We start from the raw sequence: 12,327 nt of genomic DNA, 5'->3' as shown, positions 1-12,327 counted from the left end.
TCAGGCTGACAAGGGGAAATTTAAAATAATTTTCCGAGTGATTATTTTTTATTCTTTGCGCTTATTTTGGCAACGTTTTGTGGGTTAATTGGGCAATTTCCCGCGCAAAACCCGCGACCTGCTCCCAATCGGTATACACCACTTCTTTATGCGTATCCGTTTCACCGCCAGACATCTTCATTATCAGTTGGATCATCACGCGGTCATACCAGCGATAGCGGGGATACAGCAAAGCGCCGGCAATAACCGCACTGCGATCCGGCCGCCACGGCGAACTCATCAGGAACTTACGCGCATAGCTGTTGGTTTGCGGCGTACGCTTCTCCGGTTTACGGGCAACCAGGTTAACGGAGTAGAACGCACTCGGCATCGCGTTCAGCCGCGTGGCATGCTTTTTCACAAACTCCTGAAAAGCGGCATGGTAATGACCATAGCGAATCGAGGCGCCAATCACCACGCTGTCATAATTTTGCCAGTCAGGCTCCACGGTACGATGCAAATTAACGACATCCGTCCAAACACCCAGCTCTTTGAGTTCAGAAGCCAGATACTCAGCGATTTCACGCGTTTGTCCGTCCCGGGAAGAAAAAAGAATCAGTGTTTTCACGTGTTACTCCATTATTCACGCCAGAAAGTAGGGGTAAAGAGTACCAGCAGAGTAAAGACCTCCAGACGACCAAACAGCATATTGGCAATCAGGATCCACTTCGCCACAGGGTTCATACTGGCAAAGTTGTCGGCGACAACACCCAGCCCTGGCCCGAGGTTATTCAGCGTCGCCACCACGGAAGCAAACGCGGAGAAGTCATCAACACCGGTCGCAATAATCGCCAGCATACTGATAATAAAGACCAGCGCATAGGCAGAAAAGAATCCCCATACGGCTTCAAGAATTCGCTCCGGCAGCGCACGGTTCCCCAGCTTGATACTGTAAACCGCATTCGGGTGAACCAGACGTTTCAACTCGCGGTTACCCTGCTTAAACAGCAACAGGATACGAATCACCTTCAAGCCACCGCCCGTAGACCCAGCACAGCCGCCGATAAAGGCAGAACACAACAACAGCACTGGCAGGAACAGCGGCCAGCGGGCAATGCTGTCGGTGGTAAATCCGGCGGTCGTCGCCATTGATACCACCTGGAAAAAGGCCTGGTTGATGGTCGTGAGCGCTGAACCGTAGGTATTGTGTATCCACAGCACCAGCGTACAGACAGCCACCAGCGTCAACTGCACACCGATGAACATGCGAAATTCCGGATCTCGCCAGTAGACCTTCAGACTACGGCCGCTTAATAAAGAGAAGTGCAGGCCATAGTTACAGCCGGAGATCAGTAAGAAGATAGCAATGATGGTGTTGATCGTGGAACTGTCGAAATATCCCACGCTGGCATCGTGCGTGGAAAAGCCGCCAATCGCAATCGTGGCAAAGCTGTGCCCAATGGCGTCAAACGCTGGCATCCCGGCAAACCATAGCGCCAGTGCACATGCCACCGTCAGCAATACATAGATAAGCCACAGGGTTTTCGCCGTTTCGGCAATACGCGGGCGCATTTTATTATCTTTCAGCGGCCCCGGCATTTCTGCCCGGTAGAGCTGCATCCCGCCGACGCCAAGAATAGGCAGAATAGCCACCGCCAGCACGATGATCCCCATCCCGCCGAACCATTGCAGCATCTGTCGATAAAAGAGGATAGCGTGTGGCAATGAATCCAGCCCCACCAGCGTTGTTGCCCCGGTGGTGGTCAATCCGGAAAAGGATTCAAAAAATGCATCGGTAATCGTCAGGTTAGGGCTTTCCGCAAAGATGAACGGCAGCGCACCCACGCTACCCAGCACGGTCCAGAACAAGACGACAATCAGAAAACCTTCGCGAGATTTCAGCTCGCCTTTCTCTTTGCGGTTCGGCCACCACAGTATGGAGCCGATCGCCAGAGCAACAAAGAAAGTTTGGGTAAATGCACGCCCTGCCCCATCGCGATAGATGAGCGCCACCAGTCCGGGGATAATCATTGTCCCCGAGAATAAGATGACCAGTAGTCCAACGATTCGGGTAATGGCGCGAAAATGCATCTCTACCGCTTCCTTAGTTCTTTAAAATGAGGTGGGGATTATTCTTCAATCGCTAACAATTGCAATGAACCACGACTAAAATCCGCCAGTTTTGCCGAAAATTCATCCACTTTGGCATAAGGAAGCGCCACCCTGAGCCGAACAAAAGCCTGGTAATCACTGGCAACGACTTTACCGTCAAACTGACCCAGCAAAGCTTCTATGCCTGCCAGCTGACCGTACTCACACTGCAAAGTATATTCGGTTAATGGCGTCTTGCGCTGTGTCGTTAACTGACGCAACGCCTGATTTACACCGCCACCGTAGGCTTTTACCAGCCCACCCGTACCGAGAAGGATACCGCCGTAGTAGCGCACCACCACCGCGGTAATCTCACCGACACCGCTGCCCATCAACTGCGCGAGCATCGGTTTGCCTGCCGTTCCCGCCGGTTCACCATCGTCTGACAAGCCCAACTGCTGCGAGTCATTCGGCGCACCCGCCACCCATGCCACACAATGGTGGCGGGCGTCCGGGGATTCCGCTTTGACGGACTCAACGAATGCTTTCGCCGCTTCTACGCCGTCCGTATGAGCGAGCAGCGTAATGAAGCGGCTTTTTTTGATCTCTTCAACGACGCTAACCGGCGCCGCAGGGATTAACCAACTGTCCATTACGCCAGTTTTAAATCCCGCGTCATGTTCTCGATATTGTTCTCGTGGACCACCACATTGTCTTCAATACGAATACCGCCGAACGGTTTCAGAGCTTCAATTTTCTGCCAGTTGAAGTGTTTGCTGAACTGCCCTTCACGCCACGGCGCCAGCAGTGATTCAATAAAGTAGATGCCCGGTTCGATGGTCAGAACCATACCCGGCTGCAGAACACGGGTGCAGCGCAGGTAAGGATACTTCGACGGGGCAGCAAGGTGGGTACCGCTGTCATCCTGCATAAAGCCAGCGACATCATGCACCTGCAGACCCAACGGGTGACCAATACCATGCGGCATAAACGGTCCAGTAAGATCGTTTTCCACCATCGCCTCTTCACTCATATCGGTGATGATTTGATGCTTACGCAGCAGCTTCGCGATGCGCTGATGGAACTGAATGTGGTAATCCACGTAGCTGGTGCCCGCTTTCATGGTAGCGATAAGCGCCAGCTCTTCGTCGTTAACATCTTTCACCAGATGCGCATAGTCATTGTCGCTTTTCGCCGACCAGGTACGCGTCAGATCTGCCGCATAGCCGTTATATTCCGCACCAGCGTCCAGCAGGAAGCTACGGATTTCAGACGGGGCCTGATGATCCAGTTTGGTGTAATGAAGAACCGACGCATGCTCATTAAGCGCAACAATGTTGCTGTATGGCACGTCGGTATCGCGGTGACCGGTTGCGGTCAGATATGCCAGGTTGATGTCAAACTCGCTCATCCCGGAACGGAATGCTTCTTCCGCGGCACGGTGTCCATTCACCGCCATTTTCTGCGCTTCGCGCATACAGGCCAGTTCGTAATCCGTTTTAAAGGCGCGGTAATAATGCAGGTAGTCAATCACCCCTTTCGGGTTGATGTTGCTGGCCGCGATGTCCAGTTGCAGCGCACGTTCCGGAACCGGACCGATATAACCGATATTGCTGCGAGCAGCAGGCAGCTGGCTACCGATACCGTCCGCTTTTGGCAGCGCGATGATCTCGATTTCTTCCGTCCAGAATGAGGTCGGCAGCGGCTCAACGTTATGCCAGTAATCGACCGGCAGATAGAACCACAATTTTGGCTTATTCACACCATCCACCAGCAACCAACAGTTAGGAACCTGCGTCACAGGTACCCAGGCTTTGAATTGCGGATTGACCTTAAACGGGTACGGATGGTCGTCAAGAAAGACGTTAACAAGTTCGCCAGAGTGAATAAGTAACGCATCCAGCTTGAAGCGTTCCAGCGCGTCGCGCGCCCGCTCTTGTAAGGTAACAATATGATTTTTATAGAGTGCGGCCAGTGATTCCATTTTCTATCCTTCTGTTTTTGACCTCAAGACTTCGCATCTTAGCACATCGCTTTGTGAGTGCGTGATTTCTGCCGAGCGTGATCGAATCGTCATTTCTTTAATCATTCATTTGCATTTTTTTAACATAAAACACACACTTCGATTCATCTGGTATGACCAGATCACCTTGCGGATTCAGGAGACTGACATGCTTTACAAAGGCGACACCCTGTACCTCGACTGGCTGGAAGATGGCATCGCCGAACTGGTGTTCGATGCCCCTGGTTCGGTCAATAAACTCGACACGGCCACCGTTGCCAGCCTGGGCCATGCGCTTGACGTGCTGGAAAAACAACCGAATTTAAAAGGGTTGCTGCTGCGCTCTAACAAAGCAGCCTTTATTGTCGGTGCCGATATCACCGAATTCCTTTCACTGTTCCTCGTGCCTGAAGAACAGTTGAGCCAGTGGCTGCACTTTGCCAATAGCGTCTTTAATCGTCTGGAAGATCTGCCTGTTCCGACCCTCTCAGCGGTAAATGGCTATGCGCTGGGCGGCGGCTGCGAGTGTGTGCTGGCGACCGATTACCGTCTGGCAACGCCGGACCTGCGCATCGGTCTGCCGGAAACTAAGCTGGGCATTATGCCAGGCTTTGGCGGATCCGTGCGTATGCCACGTATGCTGGGTGCGGACAGCGCGCTGGAAATCATTGCTGCAGGTAAAGATGTTGGTGCTGAGCAGGCGCTGAAAATCGGCCTGGTCGATGGCGTCGTGAAACACGAGAAACTGCTTGATGGCGCAATCGCGATATTACGTCAGGCGATTAACGGCGATCTCGACTGGAGAGCCAAACGCCAGCCGAAACTGGAACCGTTGAAACTCAGCAAAATTGAAGCGGCGATGAGCTTTACTATCGCCAAAGGAATGGTGGCGCAGACGGCCGGGAAGAAGCATTATCCCGCACCAATGACTGCCGTGAAAACGATTGAGGCGGCAGCCCGCTTTGGCCGTGAAGAAGCGCTGAACCTGGAAAACAAAAGTTTTGTTCCACTGGCGCACACCAGTGAAGCTCGCGCATTGGTTGGGATCTTCCTTAACGATCAGTTCGTGAAAGCCAAAGCCAAAAAGCTCACCAAAAATATTGAGACGCCAAAGCAAGCGGCGGTGCTGGGCGCGGGCATTATGGGCGGCGGTATCGCTTACCAGTCGGCCTGGAAAGGCGTGCCGGTTGTCATGAAAGATATCAACGACAAATCATTAACGCTGGGCATGACCGAAGCCGCCAAGCTGCTGAACAAACAGCTTGAGCGCGGCAAAATTGACGGTCTGAAAATGGCGGGAGTGATTTCCACTATTCATCCAAGCCTCGACTATAGCGGTTTCGAGCGTGTGGACGTGGTAGTCGAAGCGGTCGTGGAAAACCCGAAAGTGAAAAAAGCGGTACTGGCGGAAACCGAAGATAAGGTACGCCCGGACACCGTACTGGCTTCGAATACCTCTACCATTCCAATCAACGAACTGGCCAGCGTGCTTAAACGCCCGGAAAATTTCTGTGGTATGCACTTCTTTAACCCGGTGCACCGTATGCCGTTGGTTGAGATCATTCGCGGCGAGAAAAGCTCAGATGAAACCATCGCTAAGGTTGTCGCCTGGGCAAGCCAGATGGGCAAAACGCCAATTGTGGTCAACGACTGCCCTGGTTTCTTCGTCAACCGCGTGCTGTTCCCCTATTTTGCCGGTTTCAGCCAGTTGCTGCGCGACGGAGCGGATTTCCGCAAAGTCGACAAAGTGATGGAAAAACAGTTTGGCTGGCCGATGGGCCCGGCTTATCTGCTGGACGTGGTGGGGATTGATACCGCGCATCACGCACAGGCGGTGATGTCTGCGGGCTTCCCACAGCGTATGCAGAAAGATTATCGCGATGCGATAGACGCTCTGTTTGATGCTAACCGTTTCGGACAGAAAAATGGTCTCGGGTTCTGGCGCTATAAAGAAGATAACAAGGGCAAGCCGAAGAAAGAAGAAGATGCCGCCGTTGATGGTCTGCTGGCAGAGGTCAGCCAGCCGAAACGTGACTTCAGCGATGAAGAGATTATCGCCCGCATGATGATCCCAATGGTCAACGAAGTAGTGCGTTGTCTGGAAGAAGGCATTATCGCCAGCCCGGCAGAAGCCGATATGGCGCTGGTGTATGGCCTGGGCTTCCCTCCGTTCCACGGCGGCGCGTTCCGCTGGCTGGATACGCTCGGCAGCGCGAAGTATCTCGATATGGCTCAGCAGTACCAGCACCTTGGCCCACTGTATGAAGTTCCGGCCGGTCTGCGTGATAAAGCGCGCCATAACGAACCGTATTATCCCCAGGTTGAGCCTGCCCGCCCGGTTGGCAGCCTGAAAACGGCTTAAGGAGTCACAATGGAACAGGTTGTAATTGTTGATGCGATCCGTACCCCGATGGGCCGTTCGAAAGGGGGCGCGTTTCGTAACGTGCGGGCAGAAGATCTCTCCGCACATTTAATGCGTAGCCTGCTGGCGCGTAATCCAGCGCTGGAGCCATCCGCACTTGATGATATTTACTGGGGCTGTGTGCAGCAAACGCTGGAGCAGGGCTTCAACATCGCTCGTAACGCGTCACTACTGGCGGAAATCCCGCATTCAGTACCGGCAGTGACCGTTAACCGTCTGTGTGGTTCATCCATGCAGGCGCTGCATGATGCAGCACGGATGATTATGACCGGTGATGCTCAGGCGTGCCTGATTGGCGGCGTAGAACATATGGGCCATGTGCCGATGAGTCACGGCGTTGATTTCCACCCGGGTATGAGCCGCAACGTGGCGAAAGCCGCGGGGATGATGGGCCTGACGGCGGAAATGCTCTCCCGCATGCACGGTATTAGCCGTGAAATGCAGGACGCCTTCGCCGCACGTTCACACGCTCGCGCCTGGGCCGCGACCCAGTCTGGCGCATTTAAAAATGAAATCATCCCGACTGGGGGTCATGATGCAGACGGCGTGCTGAAGCAGTTTAACTACGATGAAGTTATCCGCCCGGAGACCACGGTTGAAGCGCTTTCTACTCTGCGCCCGGCATTCGATCCAGTTAGTGGCACAGTGACGGCCGGTACCTCCTCCGCGCTTTCCGATGGTGCTGCCGCGATGCTGGTCATGAGCGAAAGCCGTGCCCGTGAGCTGGGTCTGACGCCGCGTGCCCGAATTCGTTCAATGGCCGTTGTCGGCTGTGACCCTTCCATCATGGGCTACGGTCCGGTTCCGGCTTCAAAGCTGGCACTAAAAAAAGCGGGACTCTCCACCAGCGACATCGGCTTGTTTGAAATGAATGAAGCTTTTGCCGCCCAGATCCTGCCGTGTATTAAAGATCTGGGGCTGATGGAGCAGATCGACGAGAAGATCAACCTCAACGGCGGGGCGATCGCATTGGGTCACCCGCTGGGCTGTTCCGGTGCGCGTATCAGCACTACCCTGCTCAACCTGATGGAACGCAAAGACGTACAGTTTGGTCTGGCGACGATGTGTATCGGGTTAGGTCAGGGTATCGCGACGGTATTTGAGCGAGTTTAATCAAAGATAAATTCCCCTAAATAATTCGCGCTGCATCGCGGCGGCAACTGAGCGAATCCCCGGGAGCATAGATAACTATGTGACCGGGGTGAGCAAAGGCAGCCAACAAAGAAGCAGTGTGAATTATGACGGGGAAAGGTTTAGTTGCCGTTCTTCCCGCCTGTCAGGGGCGGGTTTTTTATTTCCCTGAACTACCTCGTACCACTAACTGCACCGGCAGCAGCAGATTCTCTTCCTGCTTCTCTTCCAGCAGTAAACGCAGCGCTTCCCGACCCAGTTGTTGCTTATCAACCGCGATAGTGCTCAGCGGCGGATGTGACCAGGCTGCGGCATCGATATCATCAAACCCTACCAGCGCAAGATCTTCCGGGATACGTATACCCTGCTGCGCACACACTCTTTGAACAACCATCGCTGCCGCATCGTTATAGGCAAAAATGGCGTCGGGTGGCTCCGGCAACTTGAGCAGCTCATTAACCGCCTCTACCAAAGATTGCTCGGTATCCAGCAACGGCGGCGCGATGGCTTCGTACTCTGGTGGCATCAGCAACCGGGCTTCATACAATGCCTGACGATAGCCCTTCTCACGCTGGCGAATACTGTAGTGAGAAAGTGTACTGGCAAGAAAAGCGATGCGGTTGCGACCTTGTGCAATCAGGTGTTGCGTGGCCAGATAGCCGCCCTGGGTGTTGTCCGGATTGACGCAGGGCAGGCCAGACGCCCAGAGATCCACCAGCACCAACGGCAGTTTCATCTGTTGCAGCAGCCCAAGCAATTCAGGCTCAAAAAATCCGGCGCAGATCAGCGCATCCGGCTGGTGCAGCAGCACCTGCTCACTCACTGCATCACCCGGACCAATAGACAGAAAGCTCAGCGCAATGCCGTTCTCACGACAAAGATCTTCTATGCCTAACAGCAACTGAGAGTAAAACGGCAATGCGTGGCTGATATTGTGCTGACGATGCAGCAAAAACAGGACTCGTTTGATCTTGTCGCTGCGCAGGCGGGAAAAATCATAACCTTGCTGCTGCGCCACAGAAATAATGCGCAACCGGGTATCTTCACGCAGCCCCGGCTGCCCTTTTAACGCACGGGAAACAGCGCCAACTGAGACCCCACACGCTTCGGCAATGTCTCTGATACGTACAGGTTTCGTCATTTCACTCTCATTGATTCTACGCTGGCTTGTTGTGCCCCCAGCCAGGCGGCACCGCGGACGCCGCTACTGTCACCGTGTCGGGCCTGAACGATCGGTGTACGGCACTGTTTACCAAATACGTACTGTGCTACTCGCGCCTGCAAGCCAGAATACAGTAAATCGATATTAGATACCCCGCCCCCCAACACAATGACATCGGGATCGAGCGTATTCACCACGCTTGCCAACGCACGCGCCAGTTGATCGCAATAGCGTTCCCATAACAAACAGGCATCTGCATCACCCGATTCTACCTGTCGCATAATTTGTGGCACACCCGCATGTTGCGCGGTGTGATTCAAATACTGGCGTTCCAGGCCGCTGCCGGAAATAAAGCTCTCGATGCAGTTCAACTGCCCACAATAGCATGTCACTGCGGCCCCATCCCGGGATTCATGATAACGCGGCAAGGCATTATGCCCCCACTCGCCTGCACAGGCGTTAGGACCGGAAATCAGACGGTTATCGATACACACACCGCCGCCACAACCGGTACCGAGGATTACGCCAAATACCACGCTATGCCCACGCCCGCTGCCGTCCATCGCCTCTGACAGCGTAAAGCAGTTAGCATCGTTGGTGACGGGCACAGCCATCCCTAACGCTTGCTCAAGATCTTGCGCAAAGGTCTGCTGATTCAGCACCAGAATGTTGGAGTTTTTGATTAACCCTTCGCCATCCACCGCACCGGGCACCCCAACGCCAACCGAGAAAGGCTGATTAACGGCCTGCCTGGCCTTGGCAATCATCTCCGTTACGGCCTGGAAAAAATCGCCATAGCTCTGCTTTGGGGTTGCGCATCGCTTGCGATAAACAATTTCACCCGTATTATCAATCACTACCGCTTCGATTTTAGTCCCGCCAATATCCAATCCAAGCCTCATGGTTTCCCTCGTTTGCGCCTTGTAATGTGATACTGCATAGCTTGCCCATTTTGTTTACTAAACAAAAAGAGTTCCGTCACAAAAGCTTATTTTTATGATTAATAGATAGCGAGAAATGTTTACTAAAAAACAGTGAGAAAAGAGAGGCGACGAGACCGGGCTTGCACCCTGTTAGTAGAAGTAAAGTGAGTGATGGATGCGCCGGAAAGGCTCCGGCGCACAGCGCTTAAATAAATGCGAACGCGTCACCAAACAGGCGATCTTCACGCGCACTGCGTTCATTGCAGAACAGATCGCGCGCGATTTTAGCCATTTCAAAACGTCCGGCAATGTAGATATCGTGTTCCGCCAGGGTACCGTAATCCTGTAATACTGCCGTTAATACGGTGCCCGTACGGCCACGCCAGCCTTCTTCAGGCTGTTCCACCACTGGCTCAACGCGCAGGTTCGGGTGATTTACTGACAGTGCTTCCAGCTCAGAGAGATCGTAGAGATGCTTCTCTTCGCGCCCGCCCCAGTAAATGGTGATATCGCGGTTTGGATTACGCGCCAGCGCGGTAAGCAGAATGGAACGCGCATAAGAGAATCCCGTCCCGCCGGCAATCAGGATCAGCGGGCGATCGTCCTCATCACGCAGCCAGGCTTCGCCATGCGGAATGTCGACCTTAATTTCCCGGTCTTTCAGAATGCGGTCCATTACGGCCATGGCATACAGATTTAGCTCAGAAGCGCCAACGTGCAGTTCAATGAACCCCTGCTCGTCCGGCGTAGATGCCATGGAGAACGGACGCTTATCTCGTTCGTCCATTACGACCATTAAATACTGGCCGGCACGAAAGGAAAACGCCGCGTCTGGCACTAAACGAACGCGATATACGGTGTCAGTGATAGCTTCTACCGAGGTCACTTTACAGCTTAAGGTTGTCATGCGCTCTCTCTGTCGGATCAATAGGCAAAACGATCGCGCCTCAGGCGCTTTTGCCGTCATTAAAGATGGCCAGTTCATCCCAAATTGCGTCAATGCGCGCAGTGACTTCAGGATCTTTTTTTATCGGACGGCCCCATTCACGTTGGGTTTCGCCCGGCCATTTATTGGTGGCATCCAGCCCCATTTTTGAACCAAGACCGGAAACCGGCGAGGCAAAGTCCAGGTAATCAATGGGTGTATTCTCTACCAGTACAGTATCCCGGGCCGGGTCCATACGAGTCGTAATCGCCCAAATCACATCATTCCAGTCGCGTGCGTTGACGTCATCATCACAGACAATAACAAATTTGGTGTACATAAACTGACGCAAAAACGACCAGACACCCATCATGACGCGTTTGGCATGACCGGCGTACTGTTTTTTTATCGTCACTACGGCCAGACGATATGAACAGCCTTCCGGCGGCAGGTAAAAGTCGACGATTTCCGGAAACTGCTTTTGCAGAATAGGCACGAAGACTTCATTCAGCGCTACGCCAAGCACTGCGGGCTCATCTGGCGGGCGTCCGGTATAAGTAGAGTGATAAATTGCATCTTCGCGCTGGGTAATGTGCGTGACGGTAAAGACCGGGAAGCTATCTACTTCATTGTAATAACCGGTATGATCGCCATACGGTCCTTCCGGGGCCATTTCACCCGGTTCGATATAGCCTTCCAGCACAATTTCAGCACTGGCAGGCACTTCCAGATCGTTGGAAATACATTTGACCACTTCAGTTTTGGTGCCACGCAACAGCCCGGCAAATGCGTATTCAGATAACGTATCCGGGACAGGGGTAACAGCACCCAGAATTGTCGCCGGGTCTGCTCCCAAGGCCACAGAAACCGGGAACCGTTCACCAGGATGCGCCGCGCGCCACTCCTGGTAATCAAGCGCGCCGCCTCGATGGGAAAGCCAGCGCATAATAAGCTTGTTTTTGCCAATCAGTTGCTGACGATAGATACCGAGATTCTGCCGCTCTTTGTGCGGGCCGCGCGTAACGGTCAGCCCCCAGGTAATCAGCGGCGCAGCATCCTCTGGCCAGCAGGTCATAATCGGAATACGGTTTAAGTCGACTTCATCGCCTGAATAGATTTTTTGCTGGCAAGGTGCACCGCGTAACCGCTTAGTCGGCATGTTCAACACCTGCTTAAACTGCGGCAGCTTATCGAACAGATCGCGAAATCCTTTCGGTGGCTCAGGCTCTTTCAAAAACGCCAATAGCTTACCGACTTCCCGTAGCGCCGAGACATCTTCTTGCCCCATCCCCATCGCCACACGCTTCGGTGTGCCAAACAGGTTACACAGCACCGGCATTGAATAGCCTTTAGGATTTTCAAACAGTAACGCAGGCCCACCAGCACGCAGAGTGCGATCGGCAATTTCAGTGATCTCCAGGTGGGGATCTACCTCAAGCGAAATGCGTTTGAGCTCGCCTTGCTGTTCAAGCAGCGTCAGGAAGTCGCGTAAATCGTGATATTTCATGGCGTCCATTGTGGCCTCTTCGTAAGCGCTTCATTATACGGCGTTCATCATTGTGATGCTGTATTTTTGTTAAATTAGCGTGAACTCTGGCGATACATATAAGCCCCGGGAGTATATACCCATTGGGTTTCAGCCTGCTTTGCGGCGGGTATAATTAACTTAACTCATGGCTTTTGCTATGCTGA

Annotated in this window: 10 protein-coding genes; 2 read left to right on the top strand and 8 right to left on the bottom strand. The window is 53.4% G+C overall.

What is annotated here, in order from left to right; all coding sequences use genetic code 11:
• Positions 1 to 61 precede the first annotated feature (61 nt).
• The 4 genes from hemG to pepQ are packed head-to-tail and all read right to left on the bottom strand — an operon-like array spanning position 62 to position 4,054.
• Positions 62 to 607, bottom strand: coding sequence for a menaquinone-dependent protoporphyrinogen IX dehydrogenase (gene hemG / locus FDX11_RS04925; protein WP_079225735.1), 546 nt, complete (start codon positions 605 to 607; stop codon positions 62 to 64).
• An 11-nt stretch (positions 608 to 618) separates the two neighbouring features.
• Complete coding sequence (gene trkH, locus FDX11_RS04920; RefSeq protein WP_137397574.1) at positions 619 to 2,070, bottom strand: Trk system potassium transporter TrkH; 1,452 nt, start codon at positions 2,068 to 2,070, stop codon at positions 619 to 621.
• Between the two features lie 38 nt (positions 2,071 to 2,108).
• Positions 2,109 to 2,723, bottom strand: a complete 615-nt coding sequence (locus tag FDX11_RS04915; RefSeq protein WP_137397573.1) for an IMPACT family protein — start codon at positions 2,721 to 2,723, stop codon at positions 2,109 to 2,111.
• Positions 2,723 to 4,054 carry a Xaa-Pro dipeptidase gene (gene pepQ, locus FDX11_RS04910; RefSeq protein WP_042313952.1) on the bottom strand — a complete coding sequence of 444 codons (1,332 nt, stop codon included), beginning with the start codon at positions 4,052 to 4,054 and terminating at the stop codon, positions 2,723 to 2,725. The genes FDX11_RS04915 and pepQ overlap by 1 nt, the downstream gene beginning before the upstream one ends.
• Positions 4,055 to 4,241: 187 nt before the next feature.
• On the opposite strand from pepQ, the gene fadB reads away from it, so the two are divergent.
• Both fadB and fadA read left to right on the top strand, forming a co-directional pair.
• On the top strand, positions 4,242 to 6,434 hold the full coding sequence (gene fadB, locus FDX11_RS04905) for a fatty acid oxidation complex subunit alpha FadB (RefSeq protein WP_137397572.1): 2,193 nt from the start codon (positions 4,242 to 4,244) through the stop codon (positions 6,432 to 6,434).
• A 9-nt stretch (positions 6,435 to 6,443) separates the two neighbouring features.
• Positions 6,444 to 7,607 (top strand): acetyl-CoA C-acyltransferase FadA, encoded by a 1,164-nt coding sequence (fadA, locus tag FDX11_RS04900; protein WP_038634440.1) that lies wholly within the window; start codon positions 6,444 to 6,446, stop codon positions 7,605 to 7,607.
• Between the two features lie 178 nt (positions 7,608 to 7,785).
• Here fadA and FDX11_RS04895 read toward each other — a convergent pair whose 3' ends face one another.
• From FDX11_RS04895 to ubiD, 4 genes are all read right to left on the bottom strand, one after another.
• Complete coding sequence (locus tag FDX11_RS04895) at positions 7,786 to 8,766, bottom strand: LacI family DNA-binding transcriptional regulator (RefSeq protein ID WP_137397571.1); 981 nt, start codon at positions 8,764 to 8,766, stop codon at positions 7,786 to 7,788.
• Positions 8,763 to 9,689 carry an ROK family protein gene (locus FDX11_RS04890; protein WP_079225738.1) on the bottom strand — a complete coding sequence of 309 codons (927 nt, stop codon included), beginning with the start codon at positions 9,687 to 9,689 and terminating at the stop codon, positions 8,763 to 8,765. The genes FDX11_RS04895 and FDX11_RS04890 overlap by 4 nt, the downstream gene beginning before the upstream one ends.
• A 226-nt stretch (positions 9,690 to 9,915) precedes the next feature.
• Entirely contained in the window at positions 9,916 to 10,617 is a 702-nt protein-coding gene (fre, locus tag FDX11_RS04885) for an NAD(P)H-flavin reductase (protein ID WP_042313965.1), read from the bottom strand.
• Between the two features lie 40 nt (positions 10,618 to 10,657).
• Complete coding sequence (gene ubiD, locus FDX11_RS04880) at positions 10,658 to 12,151, bottom strand: 4-hydroxy-3-polyprenylbenzoate decarboxylase (protein ID WP_042313967.1); 1,494 nt, start codon at positions 12,149 to 12,151, stop codon at positions 10,658 to 10,660.
• Positions 12,152 to 12,327 lie beyond the last annotated feature (176 nt).

It is taken from the genome of Citrobacter sp. wls714 (assembly GCF_005281025.1).
In the GTDB taxonomy this organism is placed as follows: Bacteria; Pseudomonadota; Gammaproteobacteria; order Enterobacterales; family Enterobacteriaceae; genus Citrobacter; species Citrobacter werkmanii.
The sequence above is the reverse complement of the archived record's forward strand: the minus strand, read 5'-3'. Positions and strand labels throughout refer to the sequence as shown.